The sequence below is a fragment of the Streptomyces tendae genome (assembly GCF_014650435.1).
GTDB classification, from domain to species: domain Bacteria; phylum Actinomycetota; class Actinomycetes; order Streptomycetales; family Streptomycetaceae; genus Streptomyces; species Streptomyces tendae.
In genome coordinates, this window is record NZ_BMUY01000003.1 from 616,007 (window position 1) to 637,576 (window position 21,570).

Here is a 21,570-nt window from a genome sequence, read left to right on the forward strand (position 1 = left end):
GCGACCGCGGGGACGCCTGCCACGGAATTTCACCGGTGTGCCGTCGAGTGGGAACGGAACGCCCGGTGCGAGAGTCTTCTTCAGAAGAAACTCAGACGTTCCGAAAACCGTACGAAGCGAAGCAGAAGCGAAACAGGAGTCCGTGCACGAGATGAGCGACGAGCCGCAGCCGCAGCAGCCGCACCCGGGCTGGGCCAAGAGGGAGCCGGAGGCGGCCGGCGACGGGCAGACCGGGCAGCCGGGAGCACCCGGCACAACGGACGCGTCCGGGAAGGCGAAGAAGCCCAAGCGCCCCAAGCGCACCGGATGGCGCCGCCTGATCCCGACCTGGCGCATCGCGCTGAGCACCGTCGTCGTCGGCCTCCTGCTGATCGTCGGCGGCTTCTTCCTCGGCTACCACCTCGTCCAGATCCCCGCCGCCAACGCGCTCGCCACCAAGCAGTCCAACGTCTACCTGTACGCCGACGGCAGCGTCCTCGCCCGCGACGGCGAGGTCAACCGCGAGAGCGTCGGCCTCGCCCGCATCTCCAAGGACGCCCAGCACGCCGTCCTCGCCGCCGAGGACCGCGACTTCTACACCGAGTCCGCCATCGACCCCATGGCGATGGTCCGGGCCGGCTGGAACACCGCCACAGGCAAGGGCAAGCAGTCCGGCTCCACGATCACCCAGCAGTACGTCAAGAACTACTACCTGGCCCAGGAGCAGACCGTCACCCGCAAGGTGAAGGAGTTCTTCATCTCGATCAAGCTCGACCGGGAGAAGAGCAAGAACGAGATCCTCGAGGGCTACCTCAACACCAGCTTCTTCGGCCGCGGCGCCTACGGCATCCAGGCCGCCGCCCAGGCGTACTTCGGCGTCGACGCCAAGGACCTCACCGCCGCCCAGGGCGCCTACCTCGCCTCCCTGCTCAACGCCCCCAGCCAGTACGACGTCGTCGCCCACCCCGAGAACCGGCCCGCCGCCGAGGCCCGCTGGAACTACGTCATGAACGGCATGGTCGACAAGGGCTGGCTCAGCGCCTCCGACCGCGCCGCGGCGAAGTTCCCCAAGCCCAAGGAGTCCACCGTCTCCACCGGCATGTCCGGACAGCGCGGCTACGTCGTCAACATCGTCAAGAAGTACCTGATCGAGAACGGCATCGTCGACGAGGAGGAACTGGGCCGCGGCGGCTACCGCATCACCACCACCCTCCAGAAGGACAAGCAGGACGCCTTCGTCAAGGCCGTCGACGACAAGCTGATGTCCCAGCTGGACAAGAAGGAACGCAAGGTCGACACCTACGTCCGCGCCGGCGGCGCCTCCGTCGACCCGAAGACCGGCAAGGTCGTCGCGATGTACAACGGCATCGACTACGTCAAGCAGTACACACCCAACGCCGTCCGCCGCGACTTCCAGGTCGGCTCCACCTTCAAGCCCTTCGTCTTCACCTCCGCCGTCGAGAACCACTCCGAGACGCAGAGCGGCCAGACGATCAACCCGAACACGCGCTACGACGGCACCAGCGAACGCCCCGTCCAGGGCTGGACCGGCGGCCGCTACGCCCCCGAGAACGAGGACCACCGCGACTACGGCCACGTCACCGTCCGCGAGGCCACCGACAAGTCCATCAACGCCGTGTACGCGCAGATGGCCGTCGACGTCGGCTCCGACAAGGTCAAGCAGACCGCGATCGACCTCGGACTCTCCAAGAACACCCCCGAGCTGACCCCCTCCCCCTCCATCGCCCTCGGCGTCGCCACCGCCAGCCCCCTCGACATGGCGGAGGCCTACGCCACCCTCGCCAACCACGGCAGGCACGGCACGTACACCTTCGTCGAGAAGGTCATGAAGGACGGCAAGCAGGAGGTCGAGCTGCCCGAACGGCGCGAGCACCAGGCCGTCAGCCGGGAGGCCGCCGACACCACCACGTCCGTCCTGCGCAGCGTCGTCCAGAACGGCACCGCCACCGCCGCCCAGGCCGCCGGCCGTCCCGCGGCAGGCAAGACCGGCACCGCCGAGGAGGACACGGCCGCCTGGTTCGCCGGCTACACCCCCGACCTCGCCACCGTCGTCGCCGTGATGGGCCAGGACCCGAAGACCGCCGCCCACAAGCCCCTGTACGGCGCCATGGGCCTGGCCCGCATCAACGGCGGCGGCGCCCCCGCCGAGATCTGGGGCCAGTACACCCGCAACGCCCTCGAGGGCGAACCGGTCAGCGACTTCGACCTCCAGCTCCAGGACGGCGCCGACGTCACCGCGCCCCCGAGCAGCGACGCCTCGGACGAACCGGGCGACGGCGACGAGAGCGGCAGCGGCGAGACGGACGAGGACTCCACCGGCGACGAGGACGGCTCCGGCTCCGCGACCCCCGGCGACTCCGGCGGCAGCAGCACCCCGCCCGGCGACGGCGGCGGCACCGAGTCCGACCCCCCGTCGACCGGCGGCGGCACCCCTTCCACCGGCGGCCCCAGCACTGAGCCGGGCCCCACCGGCGGCGGCGACTCGGGCGGCGACGACTCCTCCAACGGCGGCACCGGGCCGGGCGGCGGAGACACCGACGGCGCGGGCGGCGGGGACTCGAACACCGGCTTCCCCGGCCTCCCCGTCACGCCTCGGCGTCAGTGACCGGAGGTCGCCTTGAGACCCACAACGGCGACCAGCAGCAAACAAATGAAGAAGATCCGGGCGGCGGTCGCCGGCTCCCCCAGCACCACCATGCCGAGCACCGCCGCCCCGGCCGCGCCGATCCCCACCCACACGCCGTAGGCGGTACCGATGGGCAGCGTCCGGGCCGCATACGACAGCAGCATCATGCTCGCGACGATCCCGGCACCCGTGAACACACTCGGCCACAGCCGGGTGAAACCGTCGGTGTACTTCATCCCGATCGACCAGCCGACCTCGAGCAGACCGGCGACGAACAACAGAACCCACGCCATGACAGGCACCTCCGTGAACGAACTGAACGGTGGTGCGTCGTCTTTGCCTTCAGCCCGGTACGGCGCGTCTCGTCGGGGTGCTTCCCAAGGTAGCAAAGACAGGAGAAAGGGGCCGGTGACCTTGATCACCAGCCCCTGAGTCGTGCTGCGAACCCGTGCTTCAGAGGTACAGCCCGGTGGAGTCCTCCGACCCCTCGAACCGGTCCGCCGCCACGGCGTGCAGATCGCGCTCACGCATGAGCACGTAGCCCACACCCCGCACCTCGACCTCGGCACGGTCCTCCGGGTCGTACAGCACCCGGTCGCCCGGCTCCACGGTCCGTACGTTCTGTCCGACCGCGACCACCTCGGCCCAGGCCAGCCGCTTGCCGACGGCCGCCGTCGCGGGGATCAGGATGCCGCCCCCGGAACGCCGCTCGCCCTCACCGGAGTCCTGCCGCACGAGCACACGGTCGTGCAGCATCCGGATGGGCAGCTTGTCGTCCTGGGGACCCTGCTCGTTTCTCTTGGCGCTCACGCCCTGAACCTACCTGCCCCCGCTCAGCGCCCGCGCCGCCGGGTGCCGCCCAGGGCGAGCAGCCCCACGACCCCGACCGCCACCAGCGCGACGGGCACGATCCGCTCCATCCGCGGGGCGCCCGTCTCGTCCACGAACTGCGCCTTCACGTCGCTCACCACGCGATTGACCTGGACGTACGCCCGGCCGAGGGTGTGATCGACGCTGGAGGCGACCTTGGCCTTCGCATCGTCGACGATCGTCTTCGGGTGCACCCGCATCCCGAGCTCGTCGAGCGTCTCGGCCAGCACCTCGCGGCGGCGCTTGATGTCCGCCTCGATCTGCGCCGGGGTCCTGATGTCCGACGTGTCCGCCACCGTACGCCTCCGAAGTCCGCTCTGACGCTGTCCCGGACAGTCTGTCAGCTACTTGCGTCTCCGCACTGTCAGGACCCCCCGTTACGCTGGATCGATGAGCGAGCGACTCCAGCCCGGGGACACGGCCCCCGCCTTCACCCTCCCGGACGCCGACGGCAACGAGGTGTCCCTGTCCGACCACAAGGGCCGCAAGGTCATCGTCTACTTCTACCCTGCCGCGCTTACCCCCGGCTGCACGAAGCAGGCCTGCGACTTCACGGACAACCTGGAGCTGCTGACCGGCGCCGGGTACGACGTGATCGGCATCTCCCCCGACAAGCCGGAGAAGCTGGCCAAGTTCCGCGAGGCCGAGTCCCTGAAGGTCACCCTCCTCGCCGACCCGGACAAGAAGGCCCTCGACGCGTACGGCGCCTTCGGCGAGAAGAAGAACTACGGCCGCACCTACATGGGCGTCATCCGCTCCACCATCGTCGTCGACGAAGAGGGCAAGGTCGAACGCGCCCTGTACAACGTCCGCGCGACGGGCCACGTGGCCAAGATCATCAAGGACTTGGGGATCTGAGTCCCTTTTGGCGGATCCCGACGCGGCCATCGCTGAGGCAGCCGCCTCGTCATCCTCTCTACGCGAGGTGGCGCTGAAGCTCGGCGCCACCCCAGCCACCGGCACCCTGTCCCACATTCGGCGCCGCATCAGCCAGCAGGAACCGACGTCGATCACCGATACTGAGACGCCCGACCGCGCGTCGGACTCGGCGATGGTTGACGTCACTGACCTCCAGCCCGAGGCTGCGCATGACGTCGGCGTAGCTCGTGGACACCAGTCACTTCGAGCGCAGGTCCTGGGGGCGTGCAGAGTCACCCGCCCCAGATCCTGTCGCTGACCGAGTGCTGATCGTTCTCCCGTCTCACGCCGGCCGAACCAACAGGGCCCAACTGCACAGAGGCTCTGGGCGAGATCGGCCTGCCGTACTCTTGCGAGACCTGCGGCAACACCGGCCGGAAAGACAGAGCGCCCCTCGCAGGGTGACCCGGTCTCCCCGTACACTGAATGCCGCTGGTCGAGCATGATGACCGTTTTTGAGCGGCCGTGATGGAATTTGGCAGTCATGCTGGGTTTAGGTCCCAGTGGGTTCACACCCGTGTGGGTTCGAGTCCCACCGGCCGCACGCGCATCCGGAGGGGCCACTCAACGAGTGGCCCCTCCGATGTCATTCAGCGCAGCAGCTCCCGCACCACCGGCACCAGCGCCCGGAACGCCTTCCCGCGGTGGCTGATGGCGTTCTTCTCCGCTGCCGTCAGTTCCGCGCAGGTGCGGGTCTCGCCGTCGGGCTGGAGGATCGGGTCGTAGCCGAAGCCGCCCGTGCCGGCGGGGGCGTGGCGGAGGGTGCCCTTCAGTTGGCCCTCGACCACTCGCTCCGTGCCGTCGGGGAGGGCCAGGGCCGCCGCGCAGGCGAAGTACGCGCCCCGGTGTTCGTCGGCGATGTCGCCGATCTGGGCCAACAACAGGTCGAGGTTGGCCTTGTCGTCGCCGTGGCGGCCGGCCCAGCGGGCGGAGAAGATGCCGGGGGCGCCGTTCAGGACGTCGACGCAGAGGCCGGAGTCGTCGGCGACGGCGGGCAGGCCGGTGGCCTCGGCGAGGGCGTGGGCCTTGAGGAGGGCGTTCTCGGCGAAGGTGACGCCGGTTTCCTTGACGTCGGGGATGTGCGGGTAGGCGTCCGCGCCGACGAGGTCGTGCGGCAGGCCCGCGTCGGCGAGGATGGCCCTCAGTTCGGTGATCTTTCCGGCGTTGCGGGTGGCGAGGATGAGGCGGGTCATGGGGCCCAGTATTCCGGACCCCGATCCTCGCCCGGCCGGGCCCTGCCTACGGCGTGCAGACCTTGGTCAGTTCGCCCGCCGCGTCGGTGACGGGGCTGAGGTCGGGGGTCTCGTCGCCGTTCTCTACCGAGGTGCGGACGTTGTCGACGGCCTTGCCGAGGTCGTCGACGGCCTTGTTGACGTCGGTGTTGTCGGTCTGGTCGCCGATCTTGTCGAGGTTCTTGTCGATGGAGTTGAGGGATTCCTCCCACTGGGTGGGGTCGTCCGCGTTCTCCACGGCCTGCTGGAGTTCGGTGACGCTGTCGGCTATCGCGTCGGCCGTGCGTACGCAGTCGAGGGCCTTGTCGACGGCGTCGCAGCCGGTGGTGAGGCCGGCCGTCAGGGCGATGGTCGCCACGGTGGCGACGGCGGTGGCGGTGCGGCGAAGGCGGCGGTGGCGGCTCGCGGCCATGGGTCTCGGTCCTCCCCTTGGGACAGGGCCGGGCGGCCCGTGTGCGGTGCGGCGTCGGGCGTACGGCAAGGTCTGCCGTACGCCCGTGGTGCTGTACTGCTAGGGACGCGTCCGTGGGCGGCCCAGTTGCCTGCTTTTGGCGTTCCCTTTACTCGCTTTACCTTTCGAGGACCGCGTCGAGTGCCTTGCGCTGGAGGTCGGCCAGTTCCGTGCAGCCGGCGGTGGCGAGGTCGAGCAGGGTGTTGAGCTCGTCGCGGGCGAAGGGCTCGGCCTCGGCGGTGCCCTGGACCTCGACGAAGCGGCCGTCGCCGGTGCAGACGACGTTCATGTCGGTGTCGGCGCGGACGTCCTCCTCGTAGCGCAGGTCGAGGAGCGGGGTGCCGTCGACGATGCCGACGGAGACGGCGGAGACGGTGCCGGTGAGCGGCTTGCGGTTGGCCTTGATCAGCTTCCGGCCCTGGGCCCAGCCGATGGCGTCGGCGAGGGCGACGTAGGCGCCGGTGATGGCGGCGGTGCGGGTGCCGCCGTCGGCCTGGAGGACGTCGCAGTCCAGGACGACGGTGTTCTCGCCGAGCGCCTTGTAGTCGATGACGGCGCGCAGGGACCGGCCGATGAGGCGGCTGATCTCGTGGGTGCGGCCGCCGATGCGGCCCTTGACGGACTCGCGGTCGCCGCGGGTGTTGGTGGCGCGGGGGAGCATGGCGTACTCGGCGGTGACCCAGCCTTCGCCGCTGCCCTTGCGCCAGCGCGGGACGCCTTCGGTGACCGAGGCGTTGCAGAGGACCTTGGTGTCGCCGAAGGAGACGAGGACGGAGCCTTCGGCGTGCTTGCTCCAGCCGCGTTCGATGGTGACGGGGCGGAGCTGCTGGGGGGTGCGGCCGTCGATTCGTGACATGCGGGTGAGCCTAGCGGCCCATGGGGAAGGGGCCCGTCCCGGAGTGGGAAAGGCCCCTTGCCGGTGAGCCGGTGGCTCACATCATGTCTTCGATGTCCGCGGCGATCGGGTCGGCGTCGGTGCCGATGACGACCTGGATGGCGGTGCCCATCTTGACGACGCCGTGGGCGCCGGCGGCCTTGAGGGCGGCGTCGTCGACCTTGGAAGCGTCCTTGACCTCGGTGCGGAGGCGGGTGATGCAGCCTTCGACCTCGTCGATGTTGTCGATGCCGCCGAGGCCGGCGACGATCTTCTCAGCCTTGCTGGCCATGTTCGTTCTCCCTGATCCGGACCGCTTTGTCGCAGTAACCCACAGTTGGCCCATCTTCGCGAGCGGTCATGCGGTGCGTACCGAATGATGGCGTCACGACGGCGGTGCCGTCTGTCAACTGGTCTACACCAGTGTACCGGCGACCGGATGGAGACCGGATGAGTGCCGACAGCACGGTCAGTCCCGCTCGCGCCCGCTGGAACAAGGCGTTCCAAGGGTTGCAGAAGATGGGTCGCTCCCTGCAGTTGCCCATCGCGGTCCTGCCCGCCGCCGGCATTCTCAACCGGCTGGGGCAGCCGGACGTGTTCGGGGACGACGGTCTGGGCTGGACGAACGTCTCGAAGGTGATGACGGGTGCGGGCGGCGCGCTGCTCGACGGGTCGCTGGGGCTGCCGCTGCTGTTCTGTGTGGGTGTGGCCATCGGGATGGCCAAGAAGGCCGACGGTTCGACGGCGCTCGCGGCGGTGGCGGGGTTCCTCGTCTACTACAACGTGCTGCGGCAGTTCCCGGAGGACTGCCCGGAGGGGTCGAAGGTGGTCCCGCAGGTCGGGTGTCAGCCGACCGGCGGTGACGGTGAGGTGACGGCGTTCGTCTTCCAGAACCCGGGCGTCTTCGGCGGCATCGTGATGGGGTTGCTGACGGCGTACTTCTGGCAGCGTTTCCACCGGACGAGGCTGGTGGACTGGCTGGGCTTCTTCAACGGCCGCCGGCTGGTGCCGATCATCATGGCGTTCGTGGCGATCGTGTTCGCGGCGCTGTGTCTGTGGGTGTGGCCGCCGATCGGTGACGCGCTGGAGAGTTTCAGTGACTGGATGACCGGGATCGGCGCGTGGGGTGCGGGTGTGTTCGGTCTGGCGAACCGGGCGCTGCTGGTGATCGGTCTGCATCAGTTCCTGAACGTGCCGATGTGGTTCCAGTTCGGTTCGTACACGAAGCCGGACGGCACGGTGGTGCACGGTGACATCAACATGTTCCTGGCTGGCGACCCGGACGCGGGTCAGTTCACGACGGGCTTCTTCCCGATCATGATGTTCGCGCTGCCGGCGGCGGCGCTGGCGATCACGCACTGCGCGAAGCCGCACCGGCGCAAGGAGGTCGGCGGCCTGATGCTGTCGGTGGGGCTGACCTCGTTCGTGACGGGGATCACCGAGCCGCTGGAGTACTCGTTCCTGTTCATCGCTCCGCTGCTGTACGCGGCGCACGCGGTGCTGACGGGTGTGTCGATGGCGGTGACGTGGGCGCTGGGGGTGAAGGACGGGTTCAGCTTCTCGGCGGGGCTGATCGACTACGTCATCAACTGGAACCTGGCGACCAAGCCGTGGCTGATCATTCCGATCGGGCTGTGCTTCGCGGTGGTGTACTACGCGGTCTTCCGGTTTGCGATCATGAAGTTCGATCTGAAGACCCCGGGGCGGGAACCCGAGGAGGACGTGGAGGACGTCACCAAGGTGTAGACCTCTTCCGTTCCTCACGTACCCTTTGAGGGTGGTCTCGCGAAGGCCCCCGGACCGTCGGTCCGGGGGCCTTCTCCGCGCGCTCCGGCGCCTGTGATCAGGGGACTTGGGCGGGTACTGCGCGTAGCGGCCCGGTCGCGGAATCACGGGTTCCTTACGCCGCCTTCATCGTGCTACAACAGGTCTACACCACTGAGTGGTGTAGACCACCACCCGATGGAGGAAGCATGAGCACCGCCACCGACACGGCGGCCCCCGCAAAGAAGCGGGGATCCGGTCTTTTCCAGGGGCTGCAGAAGGTAGGACGCAGCCTCCAGCTCCCGATCGCCGTGCTGCCGGCGGCGGGCATCATGGTCCGGCTCGGCCAGGACGACATCTTCGGCAAGGACGGCCTCGGCTGGGACAAGGTCGCCGCGGTCTTCAACAACGCGGGCGGTGCCCTCACCGGCTCGCTGCCGATCCTGTTCTGCATAGGCGTGGCCATCGGCTTCGCCAAGAAGGCCGACGGCTCGACCGCGCTGGCCGCGGTGGTCGGCTTCCTCGTCTACAGCAAGGTGCTCGAGGCCTTCCCGGTCACCGAGGCGGTGGTCAAGAACGGCGAGGACGTCGCCGCGACCTACAACGACCCGGGTGTCCTCGGCGGCATCATCATGGGTCTGCTGGCCGCCGTGCTGTGGCAGCGGTACCACCGCAAGAAGCTGGTGGACTGGCTCGGCTTCTTCAACGGCCGCCGCCTGGTGCCGATCATCATGGCCTTCGTCGGCATCGTCGTGGGTGTCTTCTTCGGTCTGGTCTGGGAGCCCATCGGCGACGGCATCTCCAACTTCGGCGAGTGGATGACGGGCCTCGGCTCCGGCGGCGCGGCCCTGTTCGGTGGCGTGAACCGCGCGCTGATCCCGGTCGGCATGCACCAGTTCGTGAACACGGTGGCCTGGTTCCAGCTCGGCGACTTCACCAACTCCGCGGGTGACGTGGTGCACGGTGACATCACCCGCTTCCTGGCCGGTGACCCCTCCGCCGGTATCTTCCAGGCGGGCTTCTTCCCGATCATGATGTTCGGTCTGCCGGCCGCCGCCCTGGCCATGGCGCACACCGCCCGCCCGGAGCGCCGCAAGGCCGTCCTCGGCATGATGATCTCCCTGGCCGCGACCTCGTTCGTGACCGGTGTGACCGAGCCGATCGAGTTCTCGTTCATGTTCATCGCGCCGGTCCTGTACGTGCTGCACGCGGTGCTCACCGCGATCTCGATGGCGATCACATGGGGCCTGGGTGTGCACGCCGGCTTCAACTTCTCGGCCGGTTTCATCGACTACGCGCTGAACTGGCACCTCGCCACCAAGCCATGGCTGATCATCCCGATCGGTCTGGTGTTCGCGGCGATCTACTACGTGACGTTCCGTTTCGCGATCGTCAAGTTCAACCTGAAGACCCCGGGCCGCGAGCCCGAGGAGGAGGTCGAGGACCTCACCAAGGCGTGAGCCCCGGCCGTACGGCGTGACGAAGGCCCCGGAACCGCGAAGGTTCCGGGGCCTTCCTGCCGTGCCGGCGCTGTCGTGGCTCTCGCGGCTGACGGGGCTCTCGTGGCTCTCGCGGCTGCCGCGGGATCAGATCTCGTACACCGCGCCCGCCGTGGCGACCTCCACCGCCCCGGCGTACGCCTCGCGGGCGTCGGCCAGGTTGACGGCGGGGTCGGTCCACGGGGGGATGTGGGTAAGCACCAGCCGCCGGGCGCCGGCCCGGGCCGCGCTCTCGCCCGCCTCGCGTCCGTTGAGGTGGAGGTCGGGGATGTTCTCCTTGCCGTGCGTGAAGGCGGCCTCGCACAGGAACAGGTCGGTGTCGCGGGCGAGTTCGTCCAGCACCGGGGTGACGCCCGTGTCGCCGGAGTACGTCAGTGAACGGCCGCCGTGCTCGACGCGGATGGCGTACGCCTCCACGGGGTGGGCGACGCGCTCGGTGTGCACGGTGAACGGACCGACCTCGAAGGTGGAGGGCTTGACCGTGTGGAAGTCGAACACCTCGCTCATGGAGGAGGCCGTGGGGGTGTCGGCGTAGGCGGTGGTCAGCCGGTGCTCGGTGCCCTCGGGTCCGTAGACCGGGAGCGGGGCGCAGCGGCCGCCGTCGTGCCGGTAGTAGCGCGCCACGAAATAGGCGCACATGTCGATGCAGTGGTCGGCGTGCAGATGGCTGAGGAAGATCGCGTCGAGGTCGTAGAGACCGCAGTGGCGCTGCAGCTCGCCGAGGGCACCGTTGCCCATGTCGAGAAGCAGCCGGAAGCCGTCGGCCTCGACGAGGTAGCTCGAGCAGGCCGATTCCGCGGACGGGAACGACCCCGAGCAGCCGACGACGGTGAGCTTCATGAAGCAGAAACCTCCGCTGGCGCGTGTGGAGAGACGGGGGTCGTGCGGTCCGTCGAGCGTAAGGCGCAAAACCTGCGGTCGCTCCTCCGCCAGGGGCCGTTGTGGGCGAACTCACCTGCGGGATCACCGGTTCGGCTGGAAGCAGGGCGTGCGGGGACCTGGAAGGGGCGCGCGGTATCGGCGCGCGCCGGTACCGTCGTCGGTATGGACACGTCCTGGTGGCTCGTCTTCGCGGCGGTGGTGCTGCTCGCGCTCGTCGCCACGGTCGTCGACGGCTGGGGCCGGGGCCGGCGGCCTCGTCGCCGGGGGCGGCGCCCCCCGGACGGACGCGGCGGAAGCGGCGGACGGGACGGGCCCGACGCGCGGGGGCCCGAGAGCTGACGCGCCCCGCGACGCGTGCGTCGCGGGGCGGTTCGCCGGGTGGAGCAGTCAGGCCCAGAGCTGCCCGTGGAGGGTCTCGATGGCCGCCTCGGTCGTCTCGGCGGTGTAGACACCGGTGGAGAGGTACTTCCAGCCGCCGTCGGCGACGACGAACACGATGTCCGCGCTCTCGCCAGCCTTGACCGCCTTCTGCCCGACGCCGATCGCGGCGTGCAGGGCGGCGCCGGTGGAGACGCCCGCGAAGATGCCCTCCTGCTGGAGCAGCTCACGGGTGCGGGTGACGGCGTCGGCGGAGCCCACCGAGAAGCGGGTGGTGAGGACGGAGGCGTCGTACAGCTCGGGTACGAAGCCCTCGTCGAGGTTGCGCAGCCCGTACACGAGGTCGTCGTAGCGCGGTTCGGCGGCGACGATCTTCACGTCCGGCTTGTGCTCGCGCAGGTAGCGGCCGGCGCCCATCAGCGTGCCCGTCGTCCCGAGGCCCGCGACGAAGTGGGTGACCGAAGGCAGGTCGGCGAGGATCTCCGGGCCGGTGCCGGCGTAGTGGGCGCCCGCGTTGTCCGGGTTGCCGTACTGGTAGAGCATCACCCAGTCCGGGTGCTCGGCGGAGAGTTCCTTGGCGACCCGTACGGCGGTGTTGGAGCCGCCGGCGGCCGGGGAGGAGATGATCTCCGCGCCCCACATGGCGAGCAGGTCCCGGCGCTCCTGCGAGGTGTTCTCGGGCATCACGCAGACGATGCGGTAGCCCTTGAGCTTGGCGGCCATGGCCAGGGAGATGCCGGTGTTGCCGCTGGTCGGCTCCAGGATCGTGCAGCCCTTGGTGAGGCGGCCGTCCTTCTCCGCCTGCTCGATCATGTGGAGCGCGGGGCGGTCCTTGATGGAGCCGGTCGGGTTGCGGTCCTCCAGCTTGGCCCAGATGCGGACGTCGTCGGACGGCGACAGCCGCGGCAGGCGCACCAAGGGGGTGTTGCCCACCGCGGCCAGCGGGGAGTCGTAACGCATCGGCGATCAGGCCATACCGCCGGCGACCGCCGGCAGGATCGTGATGCTGTCGCCGTCGGACAGCTTGGTGTCGATGCCGTCGAGGAAGCGGACGTCCTCGTCGTTCAGGTAGACGTTGACGAAGCGGCGCAGCTGCTCGCCGTCGACGATGCGGGCCTGGATGCCCGCGTGCCGGGTCTCGAGGTCGGCGAAGAGCTCGGCGAGGGTGTTCCCGGTGCCCTCCACCGCCTTCTGGCCGTCGGTGTACTGGCGGAGGATGGTCGGGATGCGGACCTCGATGGCCATGGCTGAGTGCTCCTGTCGGAAGTTTGTCGTGGGTTCGTGGGGCGCGCGGCGGCACACGTCAGCACGCCGCGGCTCACGGCCGTACGGCGGCAACGAAGATCAACAGATGGCGCTTTTCAGCCTGCACAGGTCGACGTGCAGCCGCGCCACGAGCATCGCGCCCGGCGCCTTGTCGCTCACGTCGAGAAGAACCATGGGCTCATCGTATCGATTCCCGGCCCGGCTTCCGGAGTGTGATCTCACCTGGCGGACCCTTTCCGTCCGAGGCGCGAGATCAGTACGCTTCTACGACCTTGACCTCCTCCTCCGTGACCTCGCCCTCCACGATGCGGAACGAGCGGAACTGGAACTCGCCGGCGCCGTCGGTGTCCGCGGTGGAGACGAGGACGTAGTGGGCCCCGGGCTCGTTGGCGTAGCTGATGTCGGTGCGGGAGGGGTGGGCCTCGGTGGCGGTGTGGGAGTGGTAGATGACCACCGGCTCCTCGTCCCGGTCGTCCATCTCTCGGTAGAGCTTGAGGAGGTCCTGCGAGTCGAACTCGTAGAAGGTGGGCGAGCGGGCGGCGTTGAGCATCGGGATGAACCGCTCGGGGCGGCCCTCGCCGACGGGACCGGCCACCACGCCGCACGCCTCGTCGGGGTGGTCCTCGCGCGCGTGGGCGACGATCTGGTCGTACAGGGCCTGGGTGATGGTCAGCATGCGGCCAGGATAAGCAGACGGGCTCCCCCGTACCGGTGGGTGGTACGGGGGAGCCCACATGCCGGACATCCCTGAGCGGTGGCCGTAGGGGAAGCCACGAGCGTCCCCGGTGGCCGGACGTCCTGGTGTGCGCACGAAGGCGCTGGTCAGCGGCGTTCGGCGGGTCTGTCAGCCGATCTTCTCGAACTCCGGCTCGCCGGGCCGCTCGGTGACCTGCGGGTTGCGGCTCTTGAGCACCGCCCAGCCGATGCCGAGGGCGGCGGCCCAGCCGGCCATCACGTACAGGCAGACGCGGGCGTCGGCGTCGTAGGCGATGAGGCAGGTCACGAAGAGGAGGAAGGCGATGGCGATGTAGGAGCAGACCGAGCCGCCGGGCGCCGGGAAGGAGGAGGCGGGCAGGCGGCCCGCGACGACCTTGCGGCGGTACAGCACGTGGCTGATGAGGATCATCAGCCAGGTCCAGATGCCGGCGGCGGTGGCGACGGAGGTGACGTAGCCGAAGGCCTTCTCCGGGACCAGGTAGTTCAGGACCACGCCGATGGCCATGAAGACCACCGAGACGGCGATGCCGATGGCCGGGGTCTTGGTCGACGACAGCTTGTTGAAGACCTTGGGGGCCTCGCCGTTGTCCGCGAGGGTGCGCAGCATGCGCCCCGTGGAGTACATGCCGGAGTTGCAGGAGGACAGGGCGGCGGTGAGCACCACGAAGTTGACGATGCCCGCGCCGGCCGGGATGCCGATGACCGCGAATGCCTCCACGAAGGGGCTGACGCCCTCGGCGAACTCGGTCCACTTGACCACCGCCAGGATGACGGTGAGGGCGCCGACGTAGAAGAGGGCGATGCGCCAGGGCAGGGTGTTGATCGCCTTGGGGAGGGTCTTCTCCGGGTTCTCGGACTCACCGGCGGTGACGCCGACCAGCTCGACGGCGAGGTAGGCGAACATGACGCCCTGGAGGGTCATCAGGGACGAGCCGATGCCCTTGGGGAAGAAGCCGTCGAACTCCCACAGGTTGGAGACGGCGGCGGTGTCGCCGGCCTGGCTGAAGCCGAAGGTGAGCACACCGATGCCGATCACGATCATGCCGATGATGGCGGTGACCTTGACCATCGAGAACCAGAACTCGATCTCGCCGAACAGCTTCACCGAGATCAGGTTGGCCACGAACAGCAGCACCAGGAAGACCAGGGCCGAGACCCATTGCGGGATGTCCGGGAACCAGTAGTGGATGTAGATGGCGGCGGCGGTGAGTTCCGCCATGCCGGTGACCACCCACATCAGCCAGTACGTCCAGCCGGTGAAGTAACCGAAGAAGGGGCCGAGGAACTCGCGCGAGTACTCGGCGAAGGAGCCGGAGACGGGTCGGTACAGGAGCAGCTCGCCGAGCGCCCGCATGATGAAGAAGATGATCACGCCCGCGAGGGCGTACATGAGGATGATGCTGGGGCCGGCCTTGGCGATGTTGGCCCCGGCGCCCAGGAAGAGACCGACGCCGATGGCGCCGCCGATCGCGATCATCTGGACCTGGCGGCTGTTGAGACCGCGCTCGTAGCCCTCTTCGGGGGCCTTGTCCGTGTCGACCTGCGCAGAGGTCATGTGTGGTGCGCCTTTCTCCATGCCGATCCGGACCTTCTGTCGGCCTCGGATCGGGTCTCGATCCCCCCGGATGATGGAGCTGAGCGGGCCTCACATCCCGCTCGGTGCCTGGCCGGCGGTCTGCCGGCTCGGTGGCGCACCCGGCCGAACATTCGGGTGGTGTTCGCCGGGCGGTCGTGAAGATTTACCACGGCGGCGGCGCTGATCACAGGGGTCGACTGTGACGTGTCCCACAGGTAGAAGCAGACAAAAGCCGCGCCTGCGGTGCAAAAGAGGCGCGGCTTTGACGGGATCGTTATCCGGATTTGAGGCTCCGCTGAGCGGACACGGAGCGTGACGGAACCGTCCGGTTCAGGGCATAACCCCACTCAGGTCATGAGCGTGGCCACCAGTGACTCCTGGAGTCCGCCGAGCCACAGGTACGCCATCACCATCGGCTTGCGCGGATCCTCGTCCGGCAGCCGGTAGAGGAGGTCGGTGTCGTCCTCGTCGGCGATCTCGAGCCGGGAGCCGATCGCCAGGCGCAGGTCGTTCAGGGCGCGCAGCCACTGCTGGGACTCCTGGGGCGACAGCTTCAGCACCGCGCCCTCCTCGCCCGCCGACGCCGAGGAGAGGGCGTCCAGGGTGCGGACCACCGCCAGCGCGTTGTCCCGCTTGCCGGCCCGAAGGTCGTTCTCCGTGTAGCGGCGGAACTCGGCGGAGTGCGCCCGCTGCTCCTCGGCCTCCTGGGCCTGCGGGGCGCCCTCGGGGTCGCCGTAGGCGTCCGGGAACAGGCGGCGCAGCACCGGGTCGGAGGGCGGCTCGCTCGGGCCGTCGGCGAACAGCTCGGCGAGCGGGTCGTCGGAGGCGTCCTCGGCGGGCCCCGGGCCGATCAGCTCCAGGAGCTGCACGGCCAGCGAGCGGATGATGGAGATCTCGACGTCGTCGAGCGCGACGGCCGCGCCGCCGCCGGGGAGCGGTTCGAATTGTCCGGGCATGAAGGCGATTCAGCTGCTTCCGTCCTGCGGGCGGGCGTGGGTCGTTTCCGGGCTCATTTCCGGTCCTGCTGGAGGGTGGCCCACAGGCCGTAGCCGTGCATGGCCTGTACGTCCCGTTCCATCTCCTCCCGGCTGCCGCTGGAGACGACCGCCCGGCCCTTGTGGTGGACGTCCATCATGAGCTTGGTGGCCTTGTCCTTGGAGTAGCCGAAGTACGACTGGAAGACGTACGTCACGTAGCTCATGAGGTTGACGGGGTCGTTGTGCACGATCGTCACCCAGGGCACGTCGGGCTCGGGTACGGCGAAGACCTCCTCCGCCGACTCGGTCTTCTCGATCTCCATGGGTGCGGCTGCCGTCACACAGCCCATGCTGCCACCACAGGGGGGCACCCGCACAAACGGGCCTGTGGCGGGCGCCACGCGAACCGGGCGGGCCCGGAAATCGTCAGAGTGACGAAATGGGGGTACGATCCGTCCTATGAACACAGCGGACCTTGGGCTGCCGGTGGACGTCCCCTCGACGGCGCTCTTCACGGACCAGTACGAGCTGACCATGCTGCGGGCAGCCCTGAAGGCCGGTACGGCCGGGCGGCGCAGCGTGTTCGAGGTCTTCACCCGGCGGCTGCCGGACGGCCGCCGCTACGGCGTCGTGGCGGGCACCGGGCGGGTGCTGGACGCGGTGGAGAACTTCCGCTTCGACGCGGGCGTGCTGCGCTTCCTGCGCGAGCACGACATCGTCGACGAGGAGACCCTGGACTGGCTCGCCGAGTACCGGTTCAGCGGGGACATCTGGGGCTATCCCGAGGGCGAGGTGTACTTCCCGGGCTCGCCGATCATGCGGGTGGAGGGGACCTTCGGCGAGTGCGTGCTGCTGGAGACGGTGATCCTGTCCATCCTCAACCACGACTCGGCGATCGCGGCCGCCGCCTCCCGGATGTCGTCCGCCGCCGGGCAGCGCCCGCTGATCGAAATGGGCGCCCGCCGCACCCACGAGCTGGCCGCCGTGGCCGCCGCCCGCTCGGCCTACGTCGGCGGTTTCGCCACCACCTCCGACCTGGCCGCCGGCTTCCGTTACAACATCCCCACCGTCGGCACCTCCGCGCACGCCTTCACGCTGCTGCACGACAACGAGCGGGACGCCTTCCGCGCCCAGGTGGACGCCCTGGGCGGGGACACCACGCTCCTTGTGGACACCTACGACGTCGCCGAGGCGGTCCGTGCGGCCGTGGAGGTGGCCGGGCCCGAGCTGGGCGCGGTGCGCATCGACTCCGGCGACCTGCTGCTCGTCGCCCACCGGGTGCGCCAGCAGCTCGACGAGCTGGGCGCGACGGACACGAAGATCGTGGTGACCTCGGACCTGGACGAGTACGCCATCGCCTCGCTGGCGGCGGCGCCCGTGGACGCCTACGGCGTCGGCACCCAGCTGGTCACCGGCTCCGGGCACCCGACGGCCTCGATGGTCTACAAGCTGGTCGCCCGCGCCGAGTCCGGCGAGGAGGGGGCGCCGCTGGTGCCGGTGGCCAAGAAGTCCAGCGGCGGCAAGACCTCCGTCGGCGGCCGCAAGTGGGCCGCCCGGCGCCTGGACGCGGACGGGTACGCCGAGGCCGAGGTGGTCGGCACCGGGCCGGTGCCCGACGCGCTGGCCGACCGGCAGCTCCTGGTCGAGCTGGTCAAGGGCGGCGAGGTCGTCGCCCGCGAGCCGCTGGACGCCGCCCGGGACCGGCACGCCGCCGCCCGCGCCAACCTCCCGCTGTCCGCCACCCAGCTCTCCCGAGGGGAACCCGTCATTCCGACGGAGTACGCACAGTGAGGCTCGGGTAGCTAAAGCTGGTGCGGCCCCACAAGGGCCGAATCAGCCCCGTCCCTCAGGCCACAGCCGCTCCCGCCGCCCCTCCCGCCCCACAGCCGACCCAGTCGAAGGACACCGACCATGCGCCGCGCCTTGATCGTCGTAGACGTGCAGAACGACTTCTGCGAGGGAGGCAGCCTCGCGGTGTCCGGCGGTGCCGACGTGGCCGCCGCCATCACCGAGCTGATCGGGCAGGCGCCCGCCGGCTACCGCCACGTCGTGGCCACCCGGGACCACCACGTGGCGCCGGGCGGCCACTTCGCCGACAACCCGGACTACGTCCACTCCTGGCCGGCGCACTGCGTGGCCGGCACCGAGGGGGTCGGCTTCCACCCGAACTTCGCCCCGGCCGTCGCCTCCGGCGCGATAGACGCCGTCTTCGACAAGGGGGCGTACGCGGCCGCCTACAGCGGCTTCGAGGGCGCCGACGAGAACGGCACGGGTCTCGCCGAGTGGCTGCGCTCCCGCGAGATCGACGAGGTCGACGTGGTGGGCATCGCCACCGACCACTGCGTGCGGGCCACCGCCCTGGACGCGGCCCGCGAGGGCTTCCGTACGCAGGTGCTGCTCGACCTGACCGCCGGGGTGGCCGTGGAGACCACCGAGCGGGCGCTGGAGGAGCTGCGGGAGGCGGGCGTGGAGCTGTCCGGGAAGCCGGTCGTGCAGTAGCGCCCCGGCCCCGGCCTACGTCTGGGCGGTCGGGCGTCTGAGCAGGGCGCGGATCGGGTGCCACAGCTCCTGGACCAGGTCCGGGCCGCCCACCGCGCCCGCCACCGGTGCCGTGCGCCATATCAGCCCGTCCGGGTGGTGCAGGACCGCGGTGACCTCGTCCGGCGTCGGCGGGGCCGCGTTGCCCCGCAGGTAGACGCTGCGCAGCCCCAGGTTGCGCAGCCTGGTCAGGGCGCGCGCCCGGTTCTGGGCGTGGACCAGAAAACGCACGCTGCCGGCGCTCGACGCGGCGGGGCTGGGCAGGTTCAGTGCCACCACCACCGTGCCGTTCGGCAGCTTGCAGAAGCCTCCTGCGGCCATGCGGTCATACCCCCGAGTCAGCCTGGGTCGGTCCGGGTGCCGGACCCGGTGTCAATAAGAGAACCACAGGACGCACCTAAACACGGATCGGCGGCGACCCGCCAGGGGGTCACCGCCGATCATGCTCTGACCTGGGCAGATGCTATTTACCTGCCCGCGGGGCCAACCTCGAGCTCGATCGTCGAGCCGTTCTTGGCCTCCTTGAGGATCTTGATCTTCGTGTTGGTGTCAGTGACCTGGACACCGCCGGTCGGGTTCGCCGGGTCGTAGTAGTCGTTCTTGCGGTCGTTGAAGACCGAGACGCCCTTCGAGCCCGGGACGTACTTCGCGACGTCCGCCTTGTGCAGCGTCATGCCGTCCGTGCGGTAGAGGCTGAACGGCGAGTCGTACGCCTGGAAGCGGTTGCGCATCAGCGTCCCGTCCTTCCACTTCAGCGCGGTCGGGTGCGAGTCGATCGGCAGGACCAGGCCCTTGCCCGGGTGCTGGCTGGTGTTGTTGTCCGCCTGGGAGGTGTCCCACTTCCAGATCAACAGGCCGTTCTGGTACGCGTAGTGCTCGACCCAGTTCGGGCGCTCCGAGAAGCCGAAGTTGTACGGGCCGGTCTTCAGCGTCTTGTCGTACGACACGTACTGCCGGTTCTCGGCGATGTAGTACTGCGCGTACTCCTTGGTGAAGGAGGCGCCCTTGCGGGTGAAGCCGACCGCCGTCCAGGCGTCGTCCGCGGTCTCCGCGTTGTCCGAGAAGAGCGTCTCGCCGTCGGCCGTCACCGCGATCTCGTCGGCGGTGAAGCCCTTCATGGCCAGGCCGCCGTCGGTCTGGTAGCGGAAGCGCAGGTCGATCTTCTTGCCGGCGTAGGCGTCCAGCGGGTAGACCAGCTTGCCGTAGGCGTCCACGGTGGCGCTCAGGGCGGGCTTGTCACTGCCGTCGCGCTGGATCGGCTGCCCGTCGAAGGTGCCGTCGATCGCGGTCCAGTTGGCGCCGCCGTCGGTGGACACCTCGGTGTAGAGGAAGTCGTAGTCGGCCTCGATGTCGTACCAGCCGTCCAGGGTGAGGGAGGCGGCCGACTTGCCGGTGAGGTCGACGCTGCGGCTCAGGGTGTTCTTGAGGTCGTTGCCGCTGCCGCTCCACCACTGGGTCTCGCCCTCGGCGGGGGTCACGATCTCGGTGGTGACCTCCTCCTTCGGCAGTTCGACGACCAGGCCCTGCTTGTGCTTGGTGTTGTACTCGGCCAGGCCCAGCTTGTGCCAGGAGTTGACGCCCGCCTTGGCGGTGTCGTAGTTCAGCCAGCCCAGCTGGAGCTTGTCCCAGGCGTTCATGTCGCCGGGCAGGTCGCCGATCTCGTTGCGGCCGGTGCCCAGCCACGAGCCGGACGACATCAGCGTCCAGAAGCCGGTGGAGTTGTCACCGCCGGCCGTGTCGTAGTGGTCCGGCAGGCCGAGGTCGTGGCCGTACTCGTGCGCGTAGACGCCGAGTCCGCCGTTCTCCGGCTGGATGGTGTAGTCGCCGACCCAGATGCCGGAGTCGCCGATCTGGGTGCCGCCGAGCTTGTTGTCGGCGGGACCGGTGGCGCCTGCGTCGGTGCCGAAGGCGTACCAGCGGTGGGCCCAGATGGCGTCCTCGCCCTGCGCGCCGCCGCCCGCGGACTCGTCTTCGCCGGCGTGCACGATCTGGAAGTGGTCGATGTAGCCGTCGGGCTCGTTGAAGTCGCCGTCGCCGTCGAAGTCGTAGCGGTCCCACTGGTCGTACTGGGTCAGCTGGGACTTGATCTGGGCGTCGGTGCGGCCGGCCGCCTTCTGGTCGGCGACCCAGGCGGTGACGCCGTCCTGCACCGCGTACCAGGCGCAGTTGTCGGGGTCGCACTTGTTGGAGCCGTAGCGGGCCTCGTTGTAGGGGACCTTGACCCAGTCGGAGACCTCGCCGTCGACCGAGTAGCGGCCGGAGGACTGCTTCTCGTAGTAGGTCTTGACCGAGTTGACGCCCTTGCCGGAACCGAAGTACAGGTCCTGGAAGTGCTCCTGGTCGTAGTCCTCCTGCCAGGCCGTGGAGTTGTCCGTCTTGCGGTTCGGCTTGGCTATCTGGTTGTGCAGCGGACCGGGGGTGCCGCCGTAGCGGCTGTCGACCTTGTCGCCGAACTCGACCAGGATGGTGAAGATCTTGTCGGTCTTCTCCCGGCCCAGCTCGACGTACTTGGCGTCGCCCTTCTTGCTCTTCAGCTGGACGACGTTGGAGCCGTCCTTCTTCTTCACCGACGCGTTGCCGGATATGACCTGCTTGAGCGCCTCCTCGCGCTGGGCGGCCTGAGTGTCGCTCAGGGGGCCCTTGAGGTCGTGGGAGCGCGTGGTCTTGTCCGGGCTGGGGTCGCGGCGGTTCACGGCGTCCGGCCGGGACGGCGAGTCCGCCTGCGCCACGCCGGCCGCCGAGAGCGTGGCGGTCGCGGCGGCGAGTGCGACGGTGGTCGCCGCCGTTCTGAACGTCCAGGATCTTCTGGTCACTTGAGTTCCTCCCCCGCGTGCACGCGCGCGGATGGGGGACCTAGGACAGTGCATAGTCCGCGCACACGTGATCAACGCGTGTAGTCAAGTGACGACATTTGACTAGAGGTTCGACGGAAAAGACAGACCTTGACTTGAGCAGAACAAGTGCACTATGCGGAGCCGTCGTTCGCTTTGCGGACACCGGAT

The 21,570-nt window shown here is 69.2% G+C and carries 24 protein-coding genes, 1 tRNA gene and 1 riboswitch; of the genes, 8 read left to right on the forward strand and 17 right to left on the reverse strand.

Translation table 11 applies throughout. The features are described from left to right. The first annotated feature begins 151 nt into the window (after positions 1–151). Positions 152–2,605: a transglycosylase domain-containing protein gene (locus tag IE258_RS11500; RefSeq protein WP_189742420.1), complete on the forward strand. Its 2,454-nt coding sequence runs from the start codon at positions 152–154 to the stop codon at positions 2,603–2,605. Here the strand turns inward: IE258_RS11500 and IE258_RS11505 are convergent. From IE258_RS11505 to IE258_RS11515, 3 genes are all read right to left on the reverse strand, one after another. After that, on the reverse strand, positions 2,599–2,919 hold the full coding sequence (locus IE258_RS11505) for a DMT family transporter (RefSeq protein WP_003975912.1): 321 nt from the start codon (positions 2,917–2,919) through the stop codon (positions 2,599–2,601). The two genes, IE258_RS11500 and IE258_RS11505, sit on opposite strands and share 7 nt — an antisense overlap. Before the next feature lie 31 nt (positions 2,920–2,950). Continuing rightward, positions 2,951–3,018: riboswitch (guanidine-III (ykkC-III) riboswitch) on the reverse strand. 61 nt (positions 3,019–3,079) lie between these two features. Continuing rightward, entirely contained in the window at positions 3,080–3,436 is a 357-nt protein-coding gene (locus tag IE258_RS11510; RefSeq protein WP_159328834.1) for a GroES family chaperonin, read from the reverse strand. Between the two features lie 23 nt (positions 3,437–3,459). After that, a complete protein-coding gene (locus IE258_RS11515) occupies positions 3,460–3,792 on the reverse strand; it encodes a DUF3618 domain-containing protein (protein WP_189742423.1) in 333 nt (110 codons plus the stop codon). A 94-nt stretch (positions 3,793–3,886) separates the two neighbouring features. On the opposite strand from IE258_RS11515, the gene bcp reads away from it, so the two are divergent. Then, positions 3,887–4,354, forward strand: a complete 468-nt coding sequence (bcp, locus tag IE258_RS11520) for a thioredoxin-dependent thiol peroxidase (protein ID WP_109032691.1) — start codon at positions 3,887–3,889, stop codon at positions 4,352–4,354. A 519-nt stretch (positions 4,355–4,873) separates the two neighbouring features. After that, positions 4,874–4,958 (forward strand) — tRNA-Leu (locus tag IE258_RS11525). Positions 4,959–5,004: 46 nt separating this feature from the next. Here IE258_RS11525 and rdgB read toward each other — a convergent pair. From rdgB to IE258_RS11545, 4 genes are all read right to left on the reverse strand, one after another. Continuing rightward, positions 5,005–5,607, reverse strand: coding sequence for an RdgB/HAM1 family non-canonical purine NTP pyrophosphatase (gene rdgB, locus IE258_RS11530; RefSeq protein ID WP_189742426.1), 603 nt, complete (start codon positions 5,605–5,607; stop codon positions 5,005–5,007). 46 nt (positions 5,608–5,653) lie between these two features. Beyond that, on the reverse strand, positions 5,654–6,058 hold the full coding sequence (locus IE258_RS11535) for a hypothetical protein (protein WP_159328831.1): 405 nt from the start codon (positions 6,056–6,058) through the stop codon (positions 5,654–5,656). Positions 6,059–6,215: 157 nt separating this feature from the next. Further along, on the reverse strand, positions 6,216–6,953 hold the full coding sequence (gene rph / locus IE258_RS11540) for a ribonuclease PH (protein ID WP_159328830.1): 738 nt from the start codon (positions 6,951–6,953) through the stop codon (positions 6,216–6,218). 76 nt (positions 6,954–7,029) lie between these two features. Next, entirely contained in the window at positions 7,030–7,263 is a 234-nt protein-coding gene (locus IE258_RS11545) for a PTS sugar transporter subunit IIB (protein WP_109032686.1), read from the reverse strand. Between the two features lie 158 nt (positions 7,264–7,421). Between IE258_RS11545 and IE258_RS11550 the strand changes: the two genes are divergently transcribed. Next, positions 7,422–8,717, forward strand: coding sequence for a PTS transporter subunit EIIC (locus IE258_RS11550; RefSeq protein ID WP_189742429.1), 1,296 nt, complete (start codon positions 7,422–7,424; stop codon positions 8,715–8,717). A gap of 227 nt (positions 8,718–8,944) precedes the next feature. After that, positions 8,945–10,195, forward strand: coding sequence for a PTS transporter subunit EIIC (locus IE258_RS11555; protein WP_127894851.1), 1,251 nt, complete (start codon positions 8,945–8,947; stop codon positions 10,193–10,195). A 126-nt stretch (positions 10,196–10,321) separates the two neighbouring features. Here the strand turns inward: IE258_RS11555 and IE258_RS11560 are convergent, their stop codons facing one another. Further along, positions 10,322–11,074: an MBL fold metallo-hydrolase gene (locus tag IE258_RS11560; RefSeq protein ID WP_159328829.1), complete on the reverse strand. Its 753-nt coding sequence runs from the start codon at positions 11,072–11,074 to the stop codon at positions 10,322–10,324. Positions 11,075–11,278: 204 nt separating this feature from the next. On the opposite strand from IE258_RS11560, the gene IE258_RS42020 reads away from it, so the two are divergent. Continuing rightward, positions 11,279–11,455, forward strand: a complete 177-nt coding sequence (locus IE258_RS42020; RefSeq protein WP_189742432.1) for a hypothetical protein — start codon at positions 11,279–11,281, stop codon at positions 11,453–11,455. Positions 11,456–11,503: 48 nt separating this feature from the next. On the opposite strand, the gene IE258_RS11570 is transcribed toward IE258_RS42020, so the two are convergent. The 7 genes from IE258_RS11570 to clpS form a co-directional block, all read right to left on the reverse strand. Then, positions 11,504–12,454, reverse strand: a complete 951-nt coding sequence (locus IE258_RS11570; RefSeq protein WP_189742437.1) for a PLP-dependent cysteine synthase family protein — start codon at positions 12,452–12,454, stop codon at positions 11,504–11,506. 6 nt (positions 12,455–12,460) lie between these two features. Next, a complete protein-coding gene (locus IE258_RS11575) occupies positions 12,461–12,739 on the reverse strand; it encodes a MoaD/ThiS family protein (RefSeq protein ID WP_159328827.1) in 279 nt (92 codons plus the stop codon). Positions 12,740–12,838: 99 nt separating this feature from the next. Next, positions 12,839–12,934: a putative leader peptide gene (locus tag IE258_RS42025; RefSeq protein WP_328822939.1), complete on the reverse strand. Its 96-nt coding sequence runs from the start codon at positions 12,932–12,934 to the stop codon at positions 12,839–12,841. Positions 12,935–13,013: 79 nt separating this feature from the next. Continuing rightward, entirely contained in the window at positions 13,014–13,436 is a 423-nt protein-coding gene (locus IE258_RS11580) for a M67 family metallopeptidase (protein ID WP_030180146.1), read from the reverse strand. Between the two features lie 168 nt (positions 13,437–13,604). Beyond that, positions 13,605–15,032 carry an amino acid permease gene (locus IE258_RS11585; RefSeq protein WP_189742440.1) on the reverse strand — a complete coding sequence of 476 codons (1,428 nt, stop codon included), beginning with the start codon at positions 15,030–15,032 and terminating at the stop codon, positions 13,605–13,607. 368 nt (positions 15,033–15,400) lie between these two features. Next, positions 15,401–16,009, reverse strand: a complete 609-nt coding sequence (locus tag IE258_RS11590; protein WP_189742443.1) for a DUF2017 domain-containing protein — start codon at positions 16,007–16,009, stop codon at positions 15,401–15,403. A 53-nt stretch (positions 16,010–16,062) separates the two neighbouring features. Continuing rightward, positions 16,063–16,380 (reverse strand): ATP-dependent Clp protease adapter ClpS, encoded by a 318-nt coding sequence (clpS, locus tag IE258_RS11595; RefSeq protein ID WP_003975895.1) that lies wholly within the window; start codon positions 16,378–16,380, stop codon positions 16,063–16,065. 109 nt (positions 16,381–16,489) lie between these two features. On the opposite strand from clpS, the gene IE258_RS11600 reads away from it, so the two are divergent. Both IE258_RS11600 and IE258_RS11605 read left to right on the forward strand, forming a co-directional pair. Beyond that, positions 16,490–17,821, forward strand: a complete 1,332-nt coding sequence (locus IE258_RS11600) for a nicotinate phosphoribosyltransferase (RefSeq protein ID WP_189742446.1) — start codon at positions 16,490–16,492, stop codon at positions 17,819–17,821. A gap of 120 nt (positions 17,822–17,941) precedes the next feature. Continuing rightward, on the forward strand, positions 17,942–18,529 hold the full coding sequence (locus IE258_RS11605; protein WP_159328824.1) for a nicotinamidase: 588 nt from the start codon (positions 17,942–17,944) through the stop codon (positions 18,527–18,529). Between the two features lie 15 nt (positions 18,530–18,544). Here the strand turns inward: IE258_RS11605 and IE258_RS11610 are convergent, their stop codons facing one another. Both IE258_RS11610 and IE258_RS11615 read right to left on the reverse strand, forming a co-directional pair. Then, positions 18,545–18,889, reverse strand: a complete 345-nt coding sequence (locus IE258_RS11610) for a hypothetical protein (protein ID WP_159328823.1) — start codon at positions 18,887–18,889, stop codon at positions 18,545–18,547. Positions 18,890–19,035: 146 nt separating this feature from the next. Continuing rightward, positions 19,036–21,381, reverse strand: a complete 2,346-nt coding sequence (locus IE258_RS11615; RefSeq protein ID WP_189742448.1) for an immune inhibitor A domain-containing protein — start codon at positions 21,379–21,381, stop codon at positions 19,036–19,038. Between the last annotated feature and the right edge of the window lie 189 nt (positions 21,382–21,570).